The organism is Microbacterium sp., assembly GCF_047607225.1.
Lineage (GTDB): Bacteria > Actinomycetota > Actinomycetes > Actinomycetales > Microbacteriaceae > Microbacterium.
The window spans coordinates 140,380-163,826 of the sequence record NZ_JASGDO010000044.1 but is presented as its reverse complement, the minus strand read 5'-3'; the positions used below and the strand labels follow the sequence as shown (position 1 = coordinate 163,826).

At 68.4% G+C, this 23,447-nt stretch carries 19 protein-coding genes and 2 tRNA genes; 12 read left to right on the top strand and 9 right to left on the bottom strand.

Annotated elements, in window-relative coordinates; translation table 11 throughout:
- Positions 1 to 96: 96 nt before the first annotated feature.
- Together QM591_RS08825 and QM591_RS08820 are read left to right on the top strand one after the other, a co-directional pair.
- On the top strand, positions 97 to 1,899 hold the full coding sequence (locus QM591_RS08825) for a glycosyl transferase (protein ID WP_415131655.1): 1,803 nt from the start codon (positions 97 to 99) through the stop codon (positions 1,897 to 1,899).
- A complete protein-coding gene (locus QM591_RS08820; RefSeq protein ID WP_415131653.1) occupies positions 1,896 to 2,828 on the top strand; it encodes a tetratricopeptide repeat protein in 933 nt (310 codons plus the stop codon). Before QM591_RS08825 ends, QM591_RS08820 begins: the two co-directional genes overlap by 4 nt.
- 29 nt (positions 2,829 to 2,857) lie before the next feature.
- Here QM591_RS08820 and glgB read toward each other — a convergent pair whose 3' ends face one another.
- The 3 genes from glgB to glgX all read right to left on the bottom strand — a co-directional run bounded on the left by glgB (position 2,858) and on the right by glgX (position 9,240).
- Complete coding sequence (gene glgB, locus QM591_RS08815) at positions 2,858 to 5,005, bottom strand: 1,4-alpha-glucan branching protein GlgB (RefSeq protein WP_415131651.1); 2,148 nt, start codon at positions 5,003 to 5,005, stop codon at positions 2,858 to 2,860.
- On the bottom strand, positions 5,002 to 6,984 hold the full coding sequence (locus QM591_RS08810) for an alpha-1,4-glucan--maltose-1-phosphate maltosyltransferase (RefSeq protein ID WP_415131771.1): 1,983 nt from the start codon (positions 6,982 to 6,984) through the stop codon (positions 5,002 to 5,004). The genes glgB and QM591_RS08810 overlap by 4 nt, the downstream gene beginning before the upstream one ends.
- A 156-nt stretch (positions 6,985 to 7,140) precedes the next feature.
- The gene (gene glgX, locus QM591_RS08805) at positions 7,141 to 9,240 is read right to left on the bottom strand and encodes a glycogen debranching protein GlgX (RefSeq protein WP_415131649.1); all 2,100 of its coding nucleotides are present in this window, start codon (positions 9,238 to 9,240) and stop codon (positions 7,141 to 7,143) included.
- Between the two features lie 61 nt (positions 9,241 to 9,301).
- On the opposite strand from glgX, the gene QM591_RS08800 reads away from it, so the two are divergent.
- Genes QM591_RS08800 through ligA form a run of 3 tightly spaced genes read left to right on the top strand, consistent with a single transcriptional unit; the run spans position 9,302 to position 13,997 of the window.
- A complete protein-coding gene (locus QM591_RS08800) occupies positions 9,302 to 10,477 on the top strand; it encodes a cysteine desulfurase family protein (protein ID WP_415131647.1) in 1,176 nt (391 codons plus the stop codon).
- Positions 10,478 to 10,517: 40 nt separating this feature from the next.
- Complete coding sequence (gene mnmA / locus QM591_RS08795) at positions 10,518 to 11,615, top strand: tRNA 2-thiouridine(34) synthase MnmA (protein WP_415131645.1); 1,098 nt, start codon at positions 10,518 to 10,520, stop codon at positions 11,613 to 11,615.
- 54 nt (positions 11,616 to 11,669) lie between these two features.
- Positions 11,670 to 13,997 (top strand): NAD-dependent DNA ligase LigA, encoded by a 2,328-nt coding sequence (gene ligA / locus QM591_RS08790; protein ID WP_415131643.1) that lies wholly within the window; start codon positions 11,670 to 11,672, stop codon positions 13,995 to 13,997.
- Here the strand turns inward: ligA and QM591_RS08785 are convergent, their stop codons facing one another.
- A complete protein-coding gene (locus QM591_RS08785) occupies positions 13,998 to 15,707 on the bottom strand; it encodes a long-chain-fatty-acid--CoA ligase (protein ID WP_415131641.1) in 1,710 nt (569 codons plus the stop codon).
- Between the two features lie 56 nt (positions 15,708 to 15,763).
- Between QM591_RS08785 and gatC the strand changes: the two genes are divergently transcribed.
- From gatC to QM591_RS08755, 6 genes are all read left to right on the top strand, one after another.
- Positions 15,764 to 16,063, top strand: a complete 300-nt coding sequence (gatC, locus tag QM591_RS08780; protein WP_415131639.1) for an Asp-tRNA(Asn)/Glu-tRNA(Gln) amidotransferase subunit GatC — start codon at positions 15,764 to 15,766, stop codon at positions 16,061 to 16,063.
- Entirely contained in the window at positions 16,060 to 17,574 is a 1,515-nt protein-coding gene (gatA, locus tag QM591_RS08775; RefSeq protein WP_415131637.1) for an Asp-tRNA(Asn)/Glu-tRNA(Gln) amidotransferase subunit GatA, read from the top strand. Before gatC ends, gatA begins: the two co-directional genes overlap by 4 nt.
- On the top strand, positions 17,574 to 19,088 hold the full coding sequence (gene gatB / locus QM591_RS08770) for an Asp-tRNA(Asn)/Glu-tRNA(Gln) amidotransferase subunit GatB (protein ID WP_415131635.1): 1,515 nt from the start codon (positions 17,574 to 17,576) through the stop codon (positions 19,086 to 19,088). Before gatA ends, gatB begins: the two co-directional genes overlap by 1 nt.
- A 63-nt stretch (positions 19,089 to 19,151) precedes the next feature.
- Positions 19,152 to 20,411: a DNA polymerase IV gene (locus QM591_RS08765; RefSeq protein ID WP_415131633.1), complete on the top strand. Its 1,260-nt coding sequence runs from the start codon at positions 19,152 to 19,154 to the stop codon at positions 20,409 to 20,411.
- Positions 20,412 to 20,451: 40 nt separating this feature from the next.
- Positions 20,452 to 20,772, top strand: coding sequence for a hypothetical protein (locus tag QM591_RS08760; RefSeq protein WP_415131631.1), 321 nt, complete (start codon positions 20,452 to 20,454; stop codon positions 20,770 to 20,772).
- Positions 20,756 to 21,313: a hypothetical protein gene (locus QM591_RS08755; RefSeq protein ID WP_415131629.1), complete on the top strand. Its 558-nt coding sequence runs from the start codon at positions 20,756 to 20,758 to the stop codon at positions 21,311 to 21,313. Before QM591_RS08760 ends, QM591_RS08755 begins: the two co-directional genes overlap by 17 nt.
- Positions 21,314 to 21,320: 7 nt before the next feature.
- Here QM591_RS08755 and QM591_RS08750 read toward each other — a convergent pair whose 3' ends face one another.
- The 5 genes from QM591_RS08750 to orn all read right to left on the bottom strand — a co-directional run bounded on the left by QM591_RS08750 (position 21,321) and on the right by orn (position 23,253).
- A complete protein-coding gene (locus QM591_RS08750; protein ID WP_415131627.1) occupies positions 21,321 to 21,809 on the bottom strand; it encodes a DUF2017 family protein in 489 nt (162 codons plus the stop codon).
- Positions 21,806 to 22,090: an ATP-dependent Clp protease adapter ClpS gene (gene clpS, locus QM591_RS08745; protein WP_415131625.1), complete on the bottom strand. Its 285-nt coding sequence runs from the start codon at positions 22,088 to 22,090 to the stop codon at positions 21,806 to 21,808. Before clpS ends, QM591_RS08750 begins: the two co-directional genes overlap by 4 nt.
- Positions 22,087 to 22,434: a metallopeptidase family protein gene (locus QM591_RS08740; protein ID WP_415131769.1), complete on the bottom strand. Its 348-nt coding sequence runs from the start codon at positions 22,432 to 22,434 to the stop codon at positions 22,087 to 22,089. Before QM591_RS08740 ends, clpS begins: the two co-directional genes overlap by 4 nt.
- 83 nt (positions 22,435 to 22,517) lie before the next feature.
- Positions 22,518 to 22,593 (bottom strand) — tRNA-His (locus QM591_RS08735).
- Between the two features lie 36 nt (positions 22,594 to 22,629).
- The gene (gene orn / locus QM591_RS08730) at positions 22,630 to 23,253 is read right to left on the bottom strand and encodes an oligoribonuclease (protein WP_415131623.1); all 624 of its coding nucleotides are present in this window, start codon (positions 23,251 to 23,253) and stop codon (positions 22,630 to 22,632) included.
- 106 nt (positions 23,254 to 23,359) lie between these two features.
- Between orn and QM591_RS08725 the strand changes: the two genes are divergently transcribed.
- Positions 23,360 to 23,431, top strand: a tRNA-Arg gene (locus QM591_RS08725).
- Positions 23,432 to 23,447: the final 16 nt, after the last annotated feature.

The following is a 23,447-nucleotide window of genomic DNA, read 5'->3' as shown; positions in this document are numbered from 1 at the left end:
ATTCAGGAGATTTCGCTAGTCTGGAACGTCGATTGTGCGCCCGAGCACGCCCCGAAAGCACTTCGCTGGGTATGCCCGAGCGCGGGAAGGTGATCCGTGCGATTTGTCTGGGCGGTGGCCGCATTCGTGCTGGCCACGGTGATGATCGGCGCGGGCATCGCGCAGCGCACCGTCCTTCAGGGCCCCAAGACGGAGACGCAGTCGATCGCGCTCGACGATTCCGCGCCGTACGTGCTCATCGACGGAGCGGTGCTCGCCCATCATCCAGGCGCCCAGACGTTGCGTGCTCAGGGCGACGGAGAGATCTTCGCTGCGTACGGCCGTACGGATGATGTGCTGGCGTGGCTCGCGCGTTCGGACTACGTGCACGTGCAGCAGAAGGGCGGCGAGGTGACGACCACCCGGGTGGCTGCCCAGGCTCCTCCCACCGACGCGGACACGAACGAGGAAGCACCTCTCGACCCTGCCGGCTCAGACCTGTGGCTCGACGAGTTCTCCCAGGACGACGTCCTCATCCAGACCCTCCAGCTACCGGCCGACATGAGCGTCCTGGTCGCGGGGGATGGCAGCTCGCCGGCGCCCGCGACGCTCTCGGTGACCTGGCCGACGGGAGTGACGACGCCGTGGGCAGGACCGCTGATCGTCGGCGGCAGCATCATGCTCGCGATCGGGATCGTGCTGTACATCCTCGGGGTGCGTCATGCGCGTCGCTCTCGCGGACCCCGCCGGAAGGGTCTGCCCATGCTGGAGACGCAGCCCATCGACCTCACCGACGAGGCGGCAGAGAAGGGCGTGATCAGCGCGTCCCCGACGCGCCGTCAGCTGTCGGGCGGCAAGCGGGCCTTCCTCGCCATCCCCATCGTCACGGCGACTGCACTGGCGGTGGCGGGGTGCTCCGCGGACTCGTGGCCTCAGCTCCCGGCGGGGCCGACGCCGACGGCGAGCACCACGATCATCGTGCCCGAGGGCCAGGACGATCCTCCGGCCGTCACGCCCCCGCAGGCCGAACGCATCCTCACGAAGGTCGCTGCTCAAGTCGCGGCGGCGGATGAGAAGAGCAGCGCCAAGGAGGCGGAGAAGCGTCTGACCGGGGCGGCGCTTGCCGTGCGCAAGACGAACTACAAGCTCCGCGAAGACCTCGACGACCAGAAACCCCTCGCAGCGATCCCCACCAAGGACCTCGAGATCCTCCTCCCGGAGGCGTTCACCGGCTGGCCCCGTGCCTTCTTCGCGGTCGTGGAGGATCCGTCCACGAGTCTCGCGACCATCATGACGCTGACTCAGCAGGATCCCTGGGCGGACTACAAGCTCTCCTACATCGCCAACCTCGTCGCCGATGCGGAGCTGAACGTGGCACCCGAGTATCTCGGCGCGCGGCGCGTCCAGCCTGATTCTCCGTTCCTGCTCCTGCCTCCCCAAGAGCTCGCTGCCGCATACGCGGACGTCCTCGACAAGGGTGACGACAGCACCTACGCCAAGCTCTTCGATGAGGAGACCGACTCGTTCCGCGCTTCGGTCGACGAGAACCGGGCGAGCATCCTGGAGCAGTTCAACAAGACGGGGGCCAAGACCGGCAAGATGGCCTTCACGGCCTCTGCCGGTGACGACGAGCCGCTGGCCATGTCGACCGTCGACAGCGGTGCGATCGTGGCGGTGACGGTCGACGAGAACGTCACGGTCACCCCGACCAACGACGACGCCGTCATCAAAGTCGACGGCAAGCCCGGGAACCCCGTCGTGAAGACGCTGACGGGGGTCACCCAGTCCTCGACGGGGTTCACGACGACCTACAGCGACCAGTTGTTCTTCTTCATCCCCGCCGAAAGCTCCACGGAACGCATCCGGTTCCTGGGGTACTCCTCCGACATCCTCTCAGCCAAGGTGGTGAAGAAGAAGTGACCGACCCGACTTCCGGCGCGGTGCTCCGCGGCGCCGTCGACCTCTCCTCGCTCCGTAACCGTCCCACTCCGGCGGCCGAGGGCGAACAGGCGCAGGCTCCGGCGAGCAGTCTCGTCTTCGACGCGACCGACGCGAACTTCGGGCAGGTCCTGGAGCTCTCGCGGACGGTTCCCGTCGTGGTCGACCTCTGGGCCGAGTGGTGTGGGCCCTGCAAGCAGCTGAGTCCCGTGCTCGAGCACGTCGTGCGGGAGCTGGCCGGCCGGGTCGTGCTGGCGAAGGTGGACGTCGACGCGAACCCCCAGCTCGCTCAGGGGTTTCGCGCACAGTCCATCCCTATGGTCGTGGCACTCATCGCCGGACAGCCGGTTCCGCTCTTTACCGGAGCGGTGCCCGAGCAGCAGGTGCGTGAAGTGTTCGCCCAGCTACTGCAGCTGGCGGCGCAGCACGGGGTGACCGGTACGGTGCCGACCGACGGGGAGGACGCCCCGGCCGACGAAGCCGCCGGCGAGCCGGCTCTCCCGCCGCTTCATCAGGAGGCCTTCGACGCGATCGAAGCGGGAGACTACGCCCGCGCGATCACCGCGTACGAAGCGGCCCTGGCGGAGAACGCTCGCGATGAGGACGCTCGGGCGGGTCTCGGGCAGGTGCGGCTGTTGCATCGGGTTCAGGGGATCGACGGCGCGGAAGTGCGGGCGGCTGCAGCCGCTGATCCGCTCGATGTATCAGCGCAGCTGGCCGTCGCCGATCTCGACGTCGCGGGCGGTCACGTGGACGACGCCTTCGGCCGACTGCTCGATCTCTTCGCGCAGCTTCCCGCTGACGAGCGCATCCCTGTTCGTGAGCGCCTGCTGGAGCTGTTCGGTCTGATCGGCGACGCCGATGGGCGCGTGCTGCAGGCGCGGTCACGCCTGGCGAGCCTGTTGTTCTGACCCCGGCCGACAGACCCGCGGCAATCCGCTCAGCCGCGGGAGTCGTGCCCGTGGGACAGCCAGAGCGCGCCGAGGGGCGGCAGAACGAGGGTGGCCTCGGACTGATCGTCGGTCTCCACCCCACCGAGATTCCCGACGCCGGACCCGCCATACTCCTGCGCATCGGAGTTGAGGATCTCGCGCCACTGCCCTCGCTCGGGAAGCGCCAGCCGGTAACCGTGGATCGGCACGCCGGAGAAGTTCGCCACCACGGCGACGACATTGCCATGGTGGTCACGGCGGGCGAAGGCGACGACGTTCGGATTCCAGCTCGGGCCCCCCAAGCGCACGAAGGCGTCGGCGTCGCTGTCTCGTGACCACAGCGGCGCGTTGTCCCGATACGCGCGGTTGAGAGCCCCGACGAACCCCTGGAGCTGCTGGTGCGGTGGCTGGTCGAGCATCCACCAGTCGAGGCTGCGGGACTCCGACCATTCCGACATCTGACCGAACTCCTGCCCCATGAACAGGAGCTGCTTGCCCGGGTGACCCCACATGTAGGCCAGGAACACGCGCATGTTGGCGAGCTTCTGCCAGTGGTCGCCCGGCATGCGGGTGAAGAGCGTCCCCTTGCCGTGCACGACCTCGTCGTGGCTGATGGGAAGCACGAAGTTCTCGCTGAAGGCGTAGACGAACGAGAAGGACAGCTCGCCTTCGTGGTGCGCGCGGTACATGGGGTCGCGCGAGATGTAGACGAGCGAGTCGTTCATCCAGCCCATGTTCCACTTGAAGCCGAAGCCGAGACCACCGTGGTCGGTCGGTGCCGTGACGCCGGGGTAGCTCGTGGACTCCTCGGCGATCATGGCGATCCCGGGGTAGCGCTTGTAGGAGGTCGCGTTGACCTCCTGCAGGAAGCGGATGGCCTCCAGGTTCTCCCGCCCGCCGTGGATGTTGGGCTCCCACTCGCCGGCCTCTCGCGAGTAGTCGAGGTACAGCATCGAGGCGACGGCGTCCACCCGAAGTCCGTCCACGTGGAACTCTTCGTACCAGTAGAGCGCGTTGGCGACGAGGAAGTTCCGTACTTCGTTTCGGCCGTAGTCGAAGATGAGCGTCCCCCAGTCCTTGTGCTCTCCACGACGCGGGTCGGGGTGCTCGTAGAGGGGACGCCCGTCGAACCGGGCGAGCGCGAACGCATCTTTCGGGAAGTGGCCCGGGACCCAATCCATGATCACGCCGATGCCCGCCTGGTGCAGGCGATCGATGAGGTAACGGAGGTCGTCGGGGGAGCCGAAGCGACTGGTCGGGGCGTAATAGCCGCTCACCTGGTACCCCCAGGAGCCTCCGAAGGGGTGCTCGGCGAGCGGAAGGAACTCCACGTGGGTGAACCCGAGCGAGGTCACGTAGTCGATGAGCGGATCGGCGACCTCGCGGTAGCCGAGCCCCGGACGCCACGAGCCCAGATGCAGTTCGTACGTGGACATCGGCTGATCCAGCGGCGTGCGAGCGGCGCGGGCCGTCATCCAGGCGCCGTCGTTCCAGTCGTAGGCGCTCTCGGTCACCACGGAGGCCGTGGCCGGGGGAACCTCGGCGCGCATCGCCATCGGGTCGGCCTTCAGAGTCCATTGGCCGTCCGGGGTGAGGATTTCGTACTTGTAGGTGGCGCCGGGACCCAGGCCCGGCACGAAGAGCTCCCAGACGCCGCTGGAACCCAGCGAGCGCATCGCATGCCCGCGACCATCCCACCCGTTGAAGTCGCCGACCACGCGGACCGCGCGAGCGTTGGGGGCCCACACGGCGTAGGACACGCCGTCGGCTCCCGGGAAATGACGCACGCGCGCCCCCAGCACCGTCCAGAGCTGTTCGTGCCTGCCCTCGCGGATGAGGTGCAGGTCGATGTCGCCGAGCGTCGGAAGATGGCGGTACGGGTCGTCCTCGGTGAATCCCTCGCCGTCGTCGTAGGTGGTCTCGACACGGTAGCTGTCGGGGGCAGCGTCGACGCGTCCCTCCCAGATCCCGCTTCGTCGGTGCGTCAGGTCGACGCGATCGCCGGACGCCGTGATCACCGTGACGCGGTGCGCCAGGGGACGGCGCACCCGGACGCGCCAGGCATCGCCGTCACGGTGGAGGCCGAGCACGTCGTGCGGGGCGTGGTAGGTGCCTGCAGCGACGGCGTCGAGAACGGAATCGGAGACGGCGGTCATGACTGGCCCCTGACGTGGAGGATGTGCACGGGTTCGTGGAAGGCGTCGAGACGCACGAAGTTGTCGCGGTTCCATGTCCACCGATCACCGGTGATGAGGTCTTCGACGTCATAGTCGGTACCCGATTCGACACCGAAGACGGCACTGTCGATGTGGACCATCGTCTGGCGCGCGGAGTGCGGGTCGACGTTGGCGACGACGATGATCGTGTCCGGAGTTCCGTCGGGACTGAGCGCTGCAGGGAGATGTTTGAGGTACACGAGGATTGCGTCGTCGTCACTCCAGTGGATCGTCAGCCCACGCAACTGTCGCAGCGCCGGATGAGCGCGTCGGATCTCGTTGAGGCGGGTCAGATAGGGGCGCAAGGAGTCTCCACGCGCCTCCGCTCCTTCCCAGTCCCGGAGCTTGTACTCGTACTTCTCGTTGTCGATGTTTTCTTCGGAACCCGGTCGGGCGACGTTCTCGTAGAGCTCGTAGCCGGCGTAGACGCCGTAGCTCGCCCCCGCCGTCGCCGCCAGCGCAGCACGCACCTTGTAGGCGGGTCGGCCGCCGTACTGGAGATACTCGGTGAGGATGTCGGGCGTGTTCACGAAGAGGTTCGGACGCATGAAGTCGGCCGTCTCGTCGGTGATCCAGGCGAAGAACTCCTCGAGCTCGGCCTTCGTGTTGCGCCAGGTGAAGTACGAGTAGCTCTGCTGGAACCCGCTGTAGGCGAGGGCTTGCAGCGGAGCGGGGCGGGTGAAGGCCTCGGCGAGGAACACCGCATCAGGGGTCTCCGCCGTGACCGTGGCGATCAACCACTCCCAGAACTGCAGAGGCTTGGTGTGCGGGTTATCGACGCGGAAGATCCGGACGCCTTGCGCGATCCAGTGGCGGACGATCCGCAGCACCTCGGCGCGGATGCCCTCGGGATCGTTGTCGAAGTTGATGGGGTAGATGTCCTGGTACTTCTTCGGAGGGTTCTCGGCATAGGCGATGGAGCCGTCGGGGAGCGTCGTGAACCACTCCGGGTGCTCCCGGACCCACGGATGATCGGGCGCTGCTTGGAGCGCGAGGTCGAGGGCGACCTCCAATCCCTGCGCCGACGCGGCACGTACGAAGGCCCGGAAGTCCGCGAGAGTGCCGAGGTCGGGGTGGACGGCGTCGTGGCCGCCGAACCGCGAACCGATCGCCCAGGGGGAGCCGGGATCGCCCGGACCGGCGGACAGGGTGTTGTTGGGACCCTTCCTGTTGACCTCACCGATCGGGTGGATCGGCGGGAGGTAAACGACATCGAAACCCATGTCGGACACCACTGGCAGTCGCTTGATCGCGGTCCGGAACGTGCCGCTCTTGATGCTCCCGTCCTTGAGCCGCCGGGCGCCCTCTGAGCGCGGGAAGAACTCGTACCAGGCGCCGACTCCGGCGCGTTCGCGCTCGACGATCAGGGTGTGTTCGTCCGAGTGTGTGACGAGCTCCCGAAGCGGACGTGATGCGAACAGCGCGGCGATCGCCTCGTCATGGACGATCTCCAACGCGTCGGCGTCATCGTGTGCAGGCGAGCGGAGTCGCTCAGCCGCCGCGGCGAGACGCTTCCGGTCGGCGGCCGGGCGGGTCTTCTCCGCGGCGGCGCGCTCGAACAGTTGGGCGCCGATCTCCCGCATCAGCGCGCTGTCGACTCCCGCCGCGATCTTGAGGGCCGCAGCGTGTTCCCACGTCGCGAACTCATCGGCGAACGCTTCGAACCGGAAGGTCCACTCGCCGCTCTCCAACGGCGCGACGAGGACCCGCCACTGATCGAAGCCGTTGTTGAGGGGGGCGAGGCGGTGGAGGGTCTCCGCTCCTGACGGCGAGACGAGACGCAGGTGGACGCCGATGAGGTCGTGTCCCTCACGGAAGGCGGTGATCTGGAAGGGAACGGCCTCACCGAGGAACGCGCGCGGTGCGAACAGCCCTCCCGGCACGGAGGGACGCGGTAGCACCAGAGGAATGCGGCCCATGCGCGTATCCCGCGACTCCTGCGCGGGCCGGCTCGGGCGGACGGGAATCGGTGCGGTGCTGCGCACGGAGGGGGTGAACTGCGTCGTCGTGGCCACGTCTCGAACCTACCTCTCCGCGGGTCGCGCGCCTATCGGCGCGCTCGCGCGGCGGGCGGTTCACCCACGGTCCGCTGTGCCACCGTCCTCGACGCGGAAGAGCTGCATCGCCGTGTCGGGAAGGGACACGACGTCACCGGGCAGGAAGGTGTCGCCGGGCGCTGATGGACGCTCATCGACGCTCGACCAGAGCGCGACATACCGGGCGACACCCTCGATGTGGGGAAGGGTCACATCGACGGGCCGTTCGGTGCCGTGGACGATCAGCAGGACCCGGTTGGGCGCTTCATGCTCCGGAGTCGACTGCGCGACGTACTGCAGGGTGCGGTGTGCCGGGTCGGTCCACCGTTCATGAGACATCGTCCGCCCGTGCTCGTCGTACCAGTCGATCACCGACGCGCCGGGCACGGTCTGCTCCTCGTGTGCGAAGCGCACGGGCCGTAGGGCCGGGTTCTCGCGCCGGAGCCGAGTCAGCCGACGGACGTGCTCAGCCAGATCCTGCTGCCACGGAGCGTGCTCCCACGTGAGCCAGGTGAGCGGGGAGTCGTGACAGTACGCGTTGTTGTTACCGCGCTGGGTGCGTCCGAACTCGTCGCCCGCCGTGAGCATCGGCACGCCCGCCGACAACAGCAGGGTCCCGAGGAGATTGCGCATCGCCTTGCGTCGGCGGGCGAGGATGCCCTCGTCCTGGGTGGGGCCTTCGACACCGTGGTTGAAGGACCGGTTCATGTCCGCGCCGTCGCGGTTGTGCTCGCCGTTGCCGAGATTGTGCTTGACGTCGTAGGAGACGAGGTCGCGCAGTGTGAACCCGTCGTGGGCCGTCACGAAGTTGACACCGGACAGCGGACCTCGATCGGAGGTGAACGTGTTGGACGAGCCGGCGAGTCGGGTCGCGAAGCCTCCGATTCCCACGGGAGCGGTGCCCGCGCGGCGCGCGTAGTCGATGTCGCTCAGCCAGAAGTTGCGGACACGGTCTCGGTAGCGATCGTTCCACTCCGCCCACCCGGCGCCGAAGTTCCCGGTCTGCCACCCGCCCATCCCGACGTCCCACGGCTCGGCGATCATCTTCACCCCGTGGAGGTCAGGGTCCTCGACGATCGCGCGAAGGAGCGGGTGATCGGGACGGAACTCGTGACGTGAGTCGCGTCCGAGCGTCGCGGCGAGGTCGAACCGGAAGCCGTCGATCTGCACTTCCTGTGCCCAGTACCGCAACGAGTCGAGGATGAGACGGGAGACCGCCGGCGTGGAGGTGTCGACGGCGTTTCCACATCCCGTGACGTCGATGTACGCGCCGTCGTCGTGCTGCCGGTAGTACGAGCGGTCGTCGATGCCACGGAAGCCGGAGCGGGGACCACCGAGCTCGCCCTCCGACGTGTGGTTGTAGACGACGTCGAGGATCACCTCGATCCCGGCGGCGTGGAGCGCTCTGACCATCTCCTTGAACTCGCGCAGAACGGCGTCCGGCCCGTCGGCGATGCTCCGAGCCGTCGCGTAGTCGGCATGCGGCGCGAAGAAGCTCACCGAGTTGTAGCCCCAGTAGTTGTTCAGCCCGAGCTGGCGCAGACGCGGCTCCGGCTCGAACGCGTGGACGGGCAGGAGCTCGACGGCCGTGATCCCGAGCGACACGAGGTGGTCGATCATCGCGGGGTGACCCAGCCCCGCATACGTCCCGTGGAGCGCCGGCGGGATGTCGGGGTGGCGCTTGGTCAGCCCCTTCAGATGCGCTTCGTAGATGACCGTCCGGTCCCACGGGACGGCCGGCTTCACCGTTCCCCGCCAGTCGAAAGAGGTGTCGACCACCACCGACCGCCAGTCGCCGACGCCCCCCGAGACGAGCCCGCGAGAGTAGGGCTCGATGAGGAGCGTCTCCGGATTGAAGGTGTCACCGGGGCGGTGGGGCCCGTCCACACGGACCGCGTAGCGCGTGCCGGGAACGAGGGCGGCGCTGGTCGCGCGCCAGCACCCTGCACCGTCGCGCGTCATCGGCACTGACTCGGTGATCCAGTCGAGATCATCGGCGTCGAAGAGCACCAGCTCGACGCTCGTCGCGTGCTGCGACCATACGGTGAGTGTTCCGCCATCCGGCCCGGGCCGCACACCGAGATCGTCGAAGTCCGACGACAGGATCGAGGTCGTCGCGGGCGCCGCAGTCGATGACATGCGATCTACAGTAGTAACGCTCCGCGCCGCCTCCTGACGGCGTGGTGGCTCGAGGAGAGGTATGCCGGTCTATCTGGATCACGCCGCCACGACCCCGCTCCGACCGGAAGCGCGGGAGGCGTGGCTGGAAGCCGTGGACGCGGTGGGCAACGCGGCCTCGGTCCATGGCCACGGCCAAGCCGCACGGCGCCTGTGGGAGACGGCGCGGGAATCGGTCGCGGCGTCGCTGGACTGCGATCCCATCGAGGTTCTGTTCACCTCCGGCGGCACCGAGTCGATCAACCTCGCTGTGAAGGGCCTGTGGTGGTCGCGGGAGCCCGGCCGCTCCGCGATCGTGATGCCCGAGGGGGAGCACCACGCGACGACGGAGGCCGTCGACTGGCTCCGGCAGACCGAGCGCGCCGAGGTGCGTGCAGTGCCGCTGACACCGCACGGAGCGCCCGACACCTCCGCGTTCGCCGCGGCGGTTCCCGGCGCCGCGGTGGCCACCGCCCTCGTCGCCAACAACGAGGTGGGCACCGTGACCGATGTGCCCGCGCTCGTGGGTGCCGCCGGGGCGGCGGGGGTGCCGCTCCACCTCGATGCCGTCGGCGCCGTCGGCGCGCTGGAGGTGTCCTTCCGTCGGTGGCGGGGGCCGTCCCGAGCGCGCACGGGGCTCGTCGCCCTGAGCATGTCCGGGCACAAAGTCGGTGGGCCCACCGGTATCGGTGCGCTCGTCGTGTCGCGTTATGCGTCGCTCACTCCCTTGATCCACGGAGGCGGGCAGCAGCGCAGTCTCCGTCCCGGCACCGCCGACGTGGCCGGCGCCGTGGCGATGGCGGCTGCGCTGGCAGCCACGGCGGGCGAGCGAGAGGCGGAGTCAGGTCGGCTCGCCGGGCTCCGGGACCACCTGATGGCTCGGATCGACGCGGAGCTGCCGGAGGCGGAGATCCTCGGCGACCGTGTCGAGCGACTCCCCGGAAACGTGCACGTGCGGTTCCCGGGCGCGGATGGCGAGACGCTCCTCTTCCTGCTGGACCAGCAGCAGATCTCCGTCTCGACGGGCGCGGCGTGCCAGGCGGGGATCACGGAGCCCTCTCATGTCGTCCTCGCTCTCGGCCGTGATGAACGCGCGGCCCGCTCCGTCCTGCGGATCACGCTCGGACGCACCACCACGCGTGCCGATGTCGACGCCCTCGCCGACGTGCTGCCCACCGCCTATGGACGCGCACGAGCGGCCGCGGGTGGGAGTGGGTGACGCGGCCCTCTTCCCGGGCGTGCGTTCGTAGACTGGACGGATGAAGATTCTCGCCGCGATGAGCGGAGGCGTCGATTCCGCCGTGGCCGCGGCGCGTGCCGTCGACGCGGGGCACGACGTCGTTGGCGTCCACCTCGCGCTCTCTCGGGCCGGCGGAACGCTCCGGACCGGCAGTCGCGGGTGCTGCACGATCGAGGACGCGATGGATGCGCGCCGCGCCGCCGATCTGCTGGGAATCCCCTTCTACGTCTGGGACTTCTCGGAGCGATTCCGCGACGACGTCATCGAGGACTTCATCACGGAGTACCGCGCCGGCCGCACGCCGAACCCCTGTATGCGCTGCAACGAGAAGATCAAGTTCGCGGCGCTGCTCGAACGCGCCGTCGAGCTGGGCTTCGACGCTGTCTGCACGGGGCATTACGCGATCCTGGTCGACACCCCCGACGGGCGCGAGCTTCACCGGGCATCGGACGCAGCGAAGGACCAGTCGTACGTGCTCGGGGTGCTCACGGCCGACCAACTCGCGCACTCCTACTTCCCCCTCGGCGACACACCCTCCAAGGCCGAGGTCCGAGCCGAAGCCGAGCGGCGAGGGCTCACCGTCGCGCACAAGCCCGACAGCCACGACATCTGCTTCATCCCCGATGGGGACACGCGGGGGTGGCTGGCGGACAAGGTCGGTGCCGCGACCGGCGACGTCGTCGACCGCACGGGCCGAGTCGTCGGACGGCACGAGGGGGCGCATGCCTTCACGGTGGGACAGCGGCGCGGGCTGTCACTCGGTGTCCCGGCTCCCGACGGCAAGCCGCGGTTCGTGCTGGAAGTGCGCCCGGTAACCAATACGGTCATCGTCGGGCCGAAGGAGGCGCTCGCCACCGCGGAAATCGCGGGGGAGCGGCACAGCTGGGCTGGCCGTGCGCCCCAGGACGCTGCCTTCGCCTGTCACGTGCAGATCCGAGCACACGCCGACCCCGTTCCCGCCCGTGCGACCGTGGAGGACGGCACGATCAGCGTGATCGCCGAGACCCCGTTCGATGGAGTGGCCCCCGGACAGACCGCCGTGCTCTATGACGGCACCCGGGTGCTCGGCCAGTTCACGATCTCGCGCACGGTCTCCGCCGTGCCGGTGGAGGCCTGACGAGGCGCCGCTGCGATCGGCCAGAATGTCGGACCCGGAACCTAGACTGACCGGGTGACGGATGCAGAGGGCGCAGGTGTGTCGCAAGACGAGTCGCGGGAGCACGCGCGGGAGGAAGCGGCGCAGCTGACCGGGTGGATTCTCGACGCGCGCGACGCCTACTACGGGCGAGACGCCGAGATCGTCGACGACGCCACCTACGACGGCTGGATGCGTCGGCTCGAGGAGATCGAGCGGCAACACCCCGAGTTGCAGGGGCAAGACTCTCCGACCCAGAGCGTCGGCGCTGCAGAGAGCACCATGTTCGCGCCCGTCGAGCACGCCGAGCGCATGCTCAGCCTCGACAACGTCTTCACGACCGACGAACTGCGCGAATGGTGCGCCAAGGCTCGCGCCGCCGCGGGTCGTGACATCCGCTGGCTCGCCGAGCTGAAGATCGACGGCCTGGCGATCAGCCTCCGATATGAGGACGGCGTGCTCGTCTCCGCGGCCACCCGGGGCGACGGCCGTATCGGTGAAGACGTCACCGTCAACGCATTACGCGTCTCGGGCATCCCGCGACGCCTCGCCGGCTCGGGACACCCCCCGATCGTCGAGGTGCGGGGCGAGGTGTTCATCCCCGTCGCGGAGTTCGATGCCCTCAACCGGCTCCAGGCAGATCTGCGCGCACGCGTCCTCGACAATGCGCTGGCCAAAGGCGGCGACCGCGAGAAGGCCGAGCGCAGTGCCATCCGCCGGTTCCCCGCGTTCGCGAACCCTCGCAACGCCGCCAGCGGCGGCCTGCGTCAGCAACTGGAGAAGAAGTCGGGGCTCGAACGCGAAGCCGGTGACGCGCGGCTCGCATCGCTGCGGCTGTTCGTCCACGGCATCGGCGCATGGCCCGACCCTCCGGTCGCGTCGCAGAGTGAGGTCTATGGGCTGCTGGAAAGCTGGGGCCTTCCCACGAGCCCCTACTTCCGGACTTTTGATGACATCGACGGTGTCCTCGGATACGTCGACCATTACGGCGAGCACCGCCACGACGTCGAGCACGAGATCGACGGGGTCGTCGTCAAGGTCGATGAGCTCGCACTCCACGACGAGCTCGGCGCGACCAGTCGTGCTCCGCGGTGGGCGATCGCCTACAAGTACCCGCCTGAGCAGGTCAATACGAAGCTGCTCGACATCGTCGTGTCCGTCGGTCGCACGGGGCGAGCCACGCCCTTCGCCGTCATGGCCCCCGCACGCGTTGCAGGAAGTGTCGTGAGGCAGGCAACGCTCCACAATCAGGAGGTCGTCGTCGCGAAGGGCGTCCTCATCGGCGACACGGTCGTGCTGCGCAAGGCGGGCGATGTGATCCCCGAGGTGTTGGGGCCCGTGGCCGAGCTCCGCGACGGGAGCGAGCGCGCGTTCGTCATGCCCTCTCACTGCCCCGAATGCGGGTCACCGCTGGCACCGGCGAAGGAAGGCGACATCGACCTGCGCTGCCCCAACACACGCGCCTGTCCAGCGCAGGTGCGGGGCCGCGTCGAGCACATCGGCTCGCGCGGTGCGCTCGATATCGAGGTGCTGGGGGAGGTCACCGCGGCCGCGCTCACGCAGCCCGAGTCGCCGGCTACACCGCCGCTGGAGACAGAGGCGGGGCTGTTCGACCTCACACTGGAACAGCTCGTGCCGATCCGCGTGATCGTGCGAGATGCGGAGACGGGACTGCCGAGAGAGGACGCTGACGGCGTCGTCAAGACGCGGGCGCCGTTCCAGCGTCAACCGAGCGCCGCCGAGAAGCGCGAAGGTCATGACGGTCCGCAACCCTCCGCGGCGGCCCTGAAGCTCCTCGCCGAGCTGGAGAAGGCGAAGACCAAGGATCTCTGGCGGTTCCTCGTTGCCCTCAGCATCCGACACGTGGGACCGGTGGCCGCGCGGGCACTCGCGCAGTGGTTCGGCTCGATGGCGGCGATTCGGGCCGCCAGCCGCGAGGAGTTGGCGGCCGTGGAAGGAGTCGGCGAAACCATCGCCGACTCCTTGATCGACTGGTTCGAGGTCGACTGGCACCGCGACATCGTCGATCGATGGCAGGCAGCGGGCGCCCGCCTGGAGATTCCGGGGCATCCCGGACCGGGCGCCGCGGCAGCCGGCGGTGGCGTGCTCGAGGGGATCACGGTCGTCGCCACCGGCACTCTGGAGGGCTTCACGCGCGAAGGCGCGCAAGAAGCGATCATCGCGGCCGGCGGCAAGGCCGCCTCGAGCGTCTCGAAGAAGACCGACTACGTGGCCGCCGGTCCCGGAGCCGGTTCGAAGCTCGCTCGCGCCGAGGAGCTCGGGGTCCGCATCATCGACGCGACGCAGTTCGCCCTGCTGGTCACCGAGGGTCCAGGGGCCCTGAGTCCCGCCGACGGCGACTGATCACGAGCCGCCGGGCCGGGTCAGCTGCAGCAGACTCTCCCGCACGTGGCGACGCAGCACCTTGCCGATGAGCGACTTCGGCAGCTCGTCGACGACGAACACCCGGCGTGGGACCTTATACGGGGTCAGCAGCCCGCGAACGAACGCGCGGATGTCCTCGACGTCAGGCGCGGGAGCGTCCTTGGACAGCACCACGGCCGCCACGACCTCTTCGCCGGAGTGTTCGCTCGGCAGGCCGACGACCGCGGCGTCGTCCACGTAGGGGTGCTGACGGAGGGCGTTCTCCACCTCGGTGGGAGCGACGTTGAAGCCCCCGGTGATGATCAGTTCCTTGATGCGATCCACGATACGGACGAAGCCGCTCTCGTCGATCGTGACGATGTCGCCGGTGCGGAACCAGCCCTCGACGAACACCTGTTCCGTCTCCTCCGGACGTCCGTAGTATCCCGAGAACACCTGCGGCCCGCGCACGAGGAGCTCGCCTCGCTCGCCCGCGGGAACGTCTTGGTCTGGCTGGTCGGGATCGACGACGCGGCATTCGGTGCCCGGGAGTGGGAGGCCGACGGTGCCCGGCACGCGATTGTCTGCCACGGGGTTCGCCATGAGGACGGGAGAGCATTCCGAAAGCCCGTAGCCCTCGACGAGGTATCCGCCGGTTGCGCGCTCGAACGGCACGACGAGCTCGTGGGGAAGTGCCATGGCTCCCGAGATGGCGATATCGGTTCCCTGCAGGGAGACCCCGGCCGCCTGCGCAGCATTCAGGAGGCGTTCCGCGATCGGCGGCACCAACGGGAGGAAGGTCGCCGGGTGCTTCTTCGTGACTTCGAGCACGAGATCGGGCTCGAACCGGGGGAAGAGAACCAGACGGGCGCCCATGGACATCGCGAACGTCAGGCACAGGGTGAGCCCGTACGCGTGGAACATCGGCAGCACCGCGTACACGACGCAGCCCTTCCCTCGCTGGATCGACGGCACCCACGCCTGCGCCTGCCGCGCATTCGCGAGCAGATTGCGATGGCTGAGCATCGCTCCTTTGGGGCTGCCCGTGGTTCCGCTCGTGTACTGGATGATCGCCAGGTCGTCCGTGTCCGGCCTCGGGTGCGTCGCCGGCAGGCGCTCGCTGCGCACCAGCTGACTCCAGGGCGTCACGCCGGTGACGCGGACGGTGAGGGCATCGCGGGACTCCCGCGCCTTCGCGATCGGGAGCCGCAGCGCGAGACGCAGCCGGAACGGCATCGCCTCGGTGATGTCGACCGAGACGATGCGCGAGACGGCGACGTCGGCTGGGAAGGCCTGGATGGTGGAGACGACCTTGCTCCAGGCGATGACGATCTTCGCTCCGTGGTCCTCGAACTGCTTGCGCATCTCTCTCGGCGTGTAGAGCGGATTGTGTTCGACGACCACCGCGCCCAGGCGGAGCACGGCGTAGAAGGCGACGATGTGCTGCGGGCAGTTGGGGAGGACGATCGCCACGGGATCGCCCGCGGCGACCCCCAGGGCGCGCAGGCCCGCCGCGGTCCGTTCGATCGCGTCCTCCAGATCGCGATAGCTGGTCTCGCTTCCGAAGAACTGGAGCGCGGTCGCGTCGGGGTAGTCGCGCGCAGAGGCTTCGACGATGTCTAGCAGCGAGCCCGAAACGGCGGGGAGGTCCTCCGGAACGCCCTCCGCATAGCTGGCGGTCCACGGGCGGGGCGGGTGGTAGGTCGTCACGCGCCCAGCCTATGACGCGGACGAACGGGCGCACACGTCACAACTAGAATGACCTGGTGTCGGAAATCAGCCCAGAACTCGTGCGCCATCTCGGTGCGCTCGCCCGGATCCAGCTGAGCGACGGGGAGGTGGATCGCCTCACCCAGCAGTTGTCCGTGATCGTCGACAACATCGCCAAGGTGTCCGAAGTGGCCACTCCCGATGTCGCTGCGACGAGCCACCCGATCCCGCTGGAGAACGTCTTCCGCCCCGACGTCGCGGGCGACATGCTCACGACCGAGCAGGTTCTCCAGAACGCGCCCGACGCCGTCGACGGCCGCTTCCGGGTCACCGCCATCCTGGGAGAAGAGCAGTGAGCGACGACCTGACCCGGCTCTCCGCCGCTGACCTCTCGGCGCGATTGAGCGCTGGCGAAGTGTCCAGCGCCGAGGTCACGCGCGCGCACCTCGACCGCATTCGCGATGTCGACGGTGACATCCACGCCTTCCTGCACGTGAACGAGCACGCTCTCGACGCCGCCGCCGAGGTGGACCGCCGTCGCGCGGGAGGCGAGTCGCTCAGCCCCTTGGCGGGCGTTCCGCTGGCCATCAAGGATGTGCTCGTGACGACCGACATGCCGTCGACAAGCGGGTCGCGCATCCTCGAGGGGTACATGTCTCCGTACGACGCCACCGTCGTTGCGCGAGCCCGGGCCGCAGGAATGGTCCCTCTCGGCAAGACCAACATGGACGAGTTCGCCATGGGGTCGTCCACGGAGCACTCGGCCTACGGTCCGACGCACAATCCGTGGGATCTCGACCGCATCCCCGGTGGATCCGGTGGCGGTTCGGCCGCCGCCGTCGCCGCGTTCGAGGCTCCCCTCGCGCTCGGGTCCGACACCGGGGGGTCCATCCGCCAACCGGCCCACGTGACCGGTACGGTGGGCGTCAAACCCACCTATGGCGGCGTCAGCCGCTACGGCGCGATTGCCCTCGCGTCGAGCCTCGATCAGGTCGGTCCGGTCTCGCGTACGGTGCTCGACTCCGCGCTCCTGCACGATGTGATCGGCGGACACGACCCCCACGACTCGACGTCTCTGCGGGAGCAGTGGCCGTCGTTCGCGGCGGCCGCGCGGGAGGGGGCCACCGGTGAGGTCCTGCGCGGTCTGCGCGTCGGCGTCATCGCCGAGCTTCCCGACTCGGGCTTCCAGGCCGGGGTGTCGGCGTCCTTCCGCGCGTCGTTGGCCTTGCTGGAGGCCCACGGCGCCGAGATCGTCGAGGTGAGCGCACCGCACTTCGAGTACGGCGTCGCTGCGTACTACCTGATCCTGCCTGCCGAGGCGTCGAGCAACCTCGCGAAGTTCGACTCCGTGCGGTTCGGGCTTCGGGTCGACGTGCCCGGCGGCACGGTCGAAGACGTCATGGCCGCGACTCGGGATGCCGGCTTCGGCGACGAGGTGAAGCGACGCATCATCCTGGGCACCTATGCGCTCTCGGCGGGTTACTACGACGCGTACTACGGATCCGCCCAGAAGGTCCGCACGCTGATCCAGCGCGATTTCGACGCCGCGTTCCGCACCGTCGACGTCATCGCCACGCCGTCGGCGCCCACGACGGCGTTCCGGCTCGGCGAGAAGATCGACGATCCGCTCCAGATGTACCTCAACGACGTGACGACGATTCCCGCGAACCTCGCGGGGGTCCCGGGGATCTCGGTCCCCTCGGGGCTGGCCGAGGAAGACCGGCTGCCGGTCGGCATCCAACTCCTCGCCCCTGCACGGCAAGACGCACGCCTCTACCGCGTGGGCGCGGCGTTGGAGGCGCTCCTCCTGGACCAATGGGGTGGACCACTGTTGGACCGGGCGCCGCGACGGGAAGGGGCCCTCTGATGGCCAAGGCTGCACTGATGGACTTCGACGAAGCACTGGAGCTGTTCGAGCCCGTGCTCGGCTTCGAGGTGCATGTCGAACTCAACACGCAGACGAAGATGTTCTCCTCCGCCGGTAATCCGGCGCACGAGTCGTATCACGGAGCTGCACCGAACACTCTCGTCGCCCCCGTCGACATGGGTCTGCCGGGCGCGCTCCCGGTCGTCAACGAGGTCGCTGTGCGGCACTCGATCAGTCTCGGCTTGGCGCTGGGCTGTTCGATCGCCCCGTCGAGCCGCTTCGCCCGCAAGAACTACTTCTACCCCGACCTCGGGAAGAACTATCAGATCTCGCAGTACGACGAGCCGATCGCCTTCGATGGCCAGGTGGAGATCGAGCTGGGTGACGGCACGCGGATGACCGTCCCCATCGAACGTGCCCATATGGAGGAAGACGCCGGCAAGCTCACGCACATGGGCGGTGCCGCCGGGCGCATCCAGGGCGCGGAGTACTCACTGGTCGACTACAACCGCGCCGGTGTTCCGCTCGTGGAGATCGTGACGCGACCGATCTTCGGGGCCGAGCACCGGGCACCCGAGGTGGCAAAGGCCTACGTTGCGACCATCCGCGACATCGTGCTCTCTCTCGGGATCTCCGAAGCACGCCTGGAGAGGGGAAACCTGCGGTGCGATGCGAACGTGTCGCTGCGTCCACGCGGGCAGGAGAAGCTCGGCACCCGCACCGAGACGAAGAACGTCAACTCCATGCGTTCCGTGGAGCGTGCCGTCCGCTACGAGATCCAGCGACAGGCCGCGATCCTCGCCTCCGGCGGCACGATCGTGCAGGAGACCCGTCACTGGCACGAGGACACCGGGCGCACCTCGCCCGGTCGGCCCAAGTCCGATGCCGACGACTATCGGTACTTCCCCGAGCCCGACCTCCTGCCCGTCGTGCCTGATCCGTCCCTGATCGAAGAACTGCGAGCGGAGCTTCCCGAGGCGCCGGCCGCCCGTCGCCGGCGGCTGAAGGCGGATTGGGGGTTCACCGATCTCGAGTTCCAGGATGTCGCGAACGGCGGTCTCGTCGCGGAGGTCGAAGCGACCGTGACGGCGGGCGCGTCACCCGCGGCGGCGCGCAAGTGGTGGACGGGCGAGATCTCCCGCATCGCGAATGCGCGCGGCGTGGAGCCGTCGTCGTTGATTGAGCCTGGTTCGGTCGCAGCGCTCCAGCAGCTCATCGACGCCGGCACGCTCACCGACAAGCTCGCTCGTCAGGTGCTCGAGGGTGTGATCGACGGGGAAGGCACGCCGCAGCAGGTCGTGGACGCGAGGGGACTCGCCGTGGTCTCCGACGACGGCGCCCTCATCGCGGCCATCGACGAGGCCCTGGCGGCGCAGCCCGACGTGCTCGCGAAGATCCGTGACGGCAAGGTGCAAGCCGCCGGCGCCGTGATCGGCGCGGTCATGAAGGCGATGCGCGGGCAGGCGGATGCCGCGCGCGTGCGTGAACTCGTCCTGGAGCGGGCAAGCGCCTAGCGCCACTCCGGCGACGCTCAGCGGCGTGGGGCCGGTGTCGGTGGTGCGTCGGAGAATGGTCACATGGGGCGCGGAGACGGCACGGGGCGAATCGTGTCGCCGGAGGGTGCCGACGACACGGGCACGCGAATCCTCCATGTCGACATGGACGCCTTCTATGCGTCTGTCGAGGTGCTGCACGATCCCTCCCTCCGGGGGAGGCCGCTGATCATCGGCGGTGGCGAAGGGCGCGGAGTGGTCTCCAGTGCCTCATACGAGGCACGACGGTACGGCGTGCGGGCAGCGATGCCGGTGGGGCAGGCGCTGCGCCTCTGCCCGAACGCCGTGGTGGTCACGCCGCACTTCGATCGTTATGCGTCCGCCTCGCGTCGCGTCATGGAGCTGTTCCACGAGGTCACGCCCCTCGTCGAGCCGCTGTCGATCGATGAGGCGTTCCTGGATGTGAGTGGCGCGCGGCGCCTGTGGGGGAGTCCCGGCACGATCGCACGCGATCTGCGGGTGCGTGTTCTCGAGAAGACCGGCCTGACCTGCAGCATCGGCGTGGCCGCCACGAAGCACGTCGCGAAGATCGCCTCCACCCTGTCCAAGCCGGATGGCCTCTTGATCGTCTCCCTTCCCGACACGGGTGCGTTCCTGGCGGCACGGCCGGTGCGCGCGCTCTGGGGCGTCGGCCCTCGCGCCGCGGAGTCGCTCGAGGCTCGAGGCATCCGTACCGTCGCCGATGTTCTCGCTTCGCCCCGCCCAGTTCTCGAACGCGCCCTCGGAAAGGCGATGGGGGAGCGCATCTGGCACCTGGCTCGCGGCGTCGATCCGCGTGAGGTGGAAGTGACCCACGTCGAGAAGAGCGTGGGTCACGAGGAGACCTTTCTCGAGGACGTCAGCAATCCCGTGGTGCTGCGCACCGAGGTCCATCGCCTCTCCGATCGCGTCTCCTCACGGCTTCGTGCCGCAGGATGGGAGGCGCGGACGATCACCCTCAAGCTCCGCTACGCCGACTTCACCACGGTCTCGCGTTCGATGACGCTTCCGGAGCCCACTAACGTCGGCCAGCGGATCGGCGAGGTCGGCTTGTCGCTCCTTGACGAACTGCCGCTCACGCAGCCCGTTCGACTCATCGGTGTGCGGGGAGAGCGCCTCGTGGGCGTCGGCGGTGGCCCCACCCCGCTCTGGGACGACGACGCTGATTGGCGGGCTGTCGACGAGGCGCTCGACGGCGCGCGGGCCCGTTTCGGGCGCGCCGCCGTCACTCGCGCGAGCACCCTGGGCCCCCGGCGCGACGTCAATGCGCTCCCGACGAATCCACGACTCCCGATCGATGAGTGACGCCCCTGTACATCGCGGCGACGGCGACTACGGTGGAGCCATGCCCAATCTCGCACTCGAACTCGGTAAGCAGTCTGCGTCACTCGGCGTCCGCAGCGTCTACGGCGAACAACAGGATGTCGATGGCGTACGGGTGATCCCCGTGGCGATCTCCTGGTCCGGCTTCGGCGCCGGCGAAGACCCCGAACGAGGATGCGGGGGAGGCGGCGGCGGCGTGGCGATTCCGGTCGGCGCCTACATCCGCAAGGGAGACGACCTCCGCTTCGAGCCGAATCTCGTCTCGCTCGTGGCCGTCGGCATCCCGTTCGTCTGGGTAGCCGGCAGGGCGCTCAGCCGCGTCATCCGTGCACTCAAGCGCTGAGATCGGCAACAGGCTCCGCGATGCCGCCGAGCGCGTCGCACGGCAGGTGGGAGAGCTCCCGCACCCGGTGGTGCTGATCGATGGGCGGTCCGGCGCAGGGAAGAGCACGCTGGCGGCGCTGCTCGGGCAACTCCTCGACGCGCAGGTCCTCGGCCTGGACAGCGTCTATCCGGGGTGGGACGGCCTCCGCACGGGTGCGGACGCGGTGATCGAAGGGGTGCTCCGCCCGAGATCGCGCGGTCTCGTCGGCCGCTGGGTAAGGTGGGACTGGCTGCGGGACGAGCCGGCGGAAGCGCACGACGTGGATCCGCATTCGGCCCTCATCGTGGAGGGATCGGGCATCCTCACCCCGACTTCGGTGGCTTTCGCCGATGCTTCGGTGTGGGTCGATTCGCCGTCGCGGAGCCGGAGGCAACGCGCACTCGATCGAGACGGCGACACGTATCGTCCCCACTGGGATCGGTGGGCGGCGCAGGAGGAGTCGCATCTCGCCTCCCACTGGCCAGACCGCCTCGCCACGGTGACGGTCCGCGTCCCGTGATGCCGGGTCAGGTCTCGAGAGCGCCGAGCAGGCTGTCGAGGCGGAAGCCCAACCACTCGTACACCCCGAAAAGAGGATTGTCCACGTCCTCGTCCGCCTCGTCGGTGATTCCGAGGCGCGAGGCCAGGACGAGTCGAAGGGCGGCGAGAGTCCGCAACCACGCCGCGGCCGCATCGGCGTCGAGAGTGACGAGCACGGTGCTGTCCGGCGGGGCGGCTGACGCGTCTCCGCCTGCGGCGGTGCCGAGAGAGTCTGACATGAGCCGGGCGTCGTCGATGCGCCGCTGCAGCAGGTCGGCCTGCGTGAGCGAGCGGAACTCCCGCGCGGCGGCGGGGTCGTCCGCGTAGGCGTCCGGGACCAGCCGGGCGATGGCCGGGTCGTCCGGGGAAACCGGGTCGCCCTGAGCTTCGAGCATCGCTGCGAACTGATCCAGGAGGTCGCGCAGATGAGTGACTTCCAGCGCGGCGAACTCGATGATGAGGCTCTGACCGGTCATGAGGGCGCCTTTCGTACGGTCGCCCAGAGACCGTAATCGTACATGGCCTGGGTGTGCAGTTCCATCTGCTCCCGTGCCCCTTCGGACACGACGGCGTGCCCGTCGTGGTGCACCGCGAGCATCAGTCGCTCGGCGTGGTCGCGCGGATAGCCGAAGTACTCCCGGAAGACGTGGGTCACATAGCTCATGAGGTTGACCGGGTCGTTCCAGACGACCGTCTGCCAGGGCGGCGAGGCTGTCGTGTCGGCGTCCAGACGCGTGTCTTCGAGCGGGATCGTCATGCCCAACCCAGCTCGTGCAACCGCGCGTCGTCGATGCCGTAGAAGTGGGCGATCTCGTGGACGAGGGTCGTGTGGACCTCGTCGCGGAGGTGATCCACGTCGTCGCAGGCATCGAGGTGCGCATCCCGATACACGATGATGCGATCTGGCAGTTCGCCGAGGCCGTAGCGATCACGTTCCGTGAGGGCGAGCCCGTCGTAGAGGCCGAAGAGATCGAGCGAGCCGTCCTCCGGTCGATCCTCGATCACGAAGATGACGTTGTCGAGACCGGCTGTCATCTCCTGAGGCAGCAGATCGAGTTCCTCCGCGACGAGGGCGTCGAACTCCGTCGCGTCCATCTCCATCATGGTCTGCACCCCACCTGGGAAAGCCTACCCGTGACAGCGTCGACGGTCGGACGCACACCGCCGATCGAGCGACGATGACATGGGGTGAGTAACGGGACTTGAACCCGCGACCCCCTGGACCACAACCAGGTGCTCTACCAACTGAGCTATACCCACCATGCGCCCACGTGAGCGGGCAACCACACGATTGTATTACAGGGTTGACCCGAACGACGACACGAGTGCGGTCGCGGCGTCGCGCGCCTCATCGCTCGTGGGTCCCGGAGGCGCGACAAAGACCACTTGCCGGTAGTAGGCGAGTTCGCGGACCGACTCGCGGATGTCTGCGAGAGCGCGGTGACCGCCGTCTTTTCCGGGGGCGTGGAAGTACGCGCGCGGGTACCACCGCCGCGAGAGTTCCTTGATGCTCGACACATCGACGTTCCGATAGTGCAGCCAGCGATCCACCCGCGGCATGTATCGGGCGAGGAACATCCGGTCCGTCCCGATCGTGTTACCCGCCAGGGGAGCCTTGCCCTCGGGCACGAAGCGTTGGATGTATTCGAGCGTCTGGAATTCCGCCTCGGCCACGCTCACCCCGTGGGGGATCTCGTCCAGGAGACCGGACGTCCGATGCATCTCGGTCACGAAGTCGTTCATGTTCTCGAGCGCCGAGGCATCGGGCTTGATGACGACCTGGAATCCCGGATCCAGGAGGGTGAGCTCATAGTCGGTGACGACGACGGCGATCTCGACGAGCTGATCGACCGAGAGATCGAGTCCCGTCATCTCGCAATCGATCCAGACGAGACGGTCGTTCTCTGCAGCACCCACCATGGGGACATCCTAACGACGGGGTCGGACGGACAGGCGCGGGGTCTCCACCGGGTCGTCCGCGTCGGCGCTCTCTCTGGGCGCGCCGATTCAGTAATCTGGAGGTTCAGCCTCCGTAGCTCAGAGGAAGAGCATCGGCTTTCTAATCCGTTGGTCGCAGGTTCGAATCCTGCCGGGGGCGCGGTGACCTCCCGACG

What these genes read in the sequence shown, in the direction of transcription:
- QM591_RS08740 (WP_415131769.1), bottom strand. Translation starts at nt 22,434, where the DNA reads ATGGAGATGGACGCGACGGAGTTCGACGCCCTCGTCGCGGAGGAACTC.
- QM591_RS08800 (WP_415131647.1), top strand. Translation starts at nt 9,302, where the DNA reads ATGCCGGTCTATCTGGATCACGCCGCCACGACCCCGCTCCGACCGGAA.
- glgX (WP_415131649.1), bottom strand. Translation starts at nt 9,240, where the DNA reads ATGTCATCGACTGCGGCGCCCGCGACGACCTCGATCCTGTCGTCGGAC.
- gatB (WP_415131635.1), top strand. Translation starts at nt 17,574, where the DNA reads ATGGCCAAGGCTGCACTGATGGACTTCGACGAAGCACTGGAGCTGTTC.
- QM591_RS08810 (WP_415131771.1), bottom strand. Translation starts at nt 6,984, where the DNA reads ATGGGCCGCATTCCTCTGGTGCTACCGCGTCCCTCCGTGCCGGGAGGG.
- QM591_RS08750 (WP_415131627.1), bottom strand. Translation starts at nt 21,809, where the DNA reads ATGACCGGTCAGAGCCTCATCATCGAGTTCGCCGCGCTGGAAGTCACT.
- orn (WP_415131623.1), bottom strand. Translation starts at nt 23,253, where the DNA reads ATGGTGGGTGCTGCAGAGAACGACCGTCTCGTCTGGATCGATTGCGAG.
- glgB (WP_415131651.1), bottom strand. Translation starts at nt 5,005, where the DNA reads ATGACCGCCGTCTCCGATTCCGTTCTCGACGCCGTCGCTGCAGGCACC.
- QM591_RS08760 (WP_415131631.1), top strand. Translation starts at nt 20,452, where the DNA reads ATGCCCAATCTCGCACTCGAACTCGGTAAGCAGTCTGCGTCACTCGGC.
- clpS (WP_415131625.1), bottom strand. Translation starts at nt 22,090, where the DNA reads ATGACGATCCCGCTCGAAGACACGCGTCTGGACGCCGACACGACAGCC.
- QM591_RS08765 (WP_415131633.1), top strand. Translation starts at nt 19,152, where the DNA reads ATGGGGCGCGGAGACGGCACGGGGCGAATCGTGTCGCCGGAGGGTGCC.
- mnmA (WP_415131645.1), top strand. Translation starts at nt 10,518, where the DNA reads ATGAAGATTCTCGCCGCGATGAGCGGAGGCGTCGATTCCGCCGTGGCC.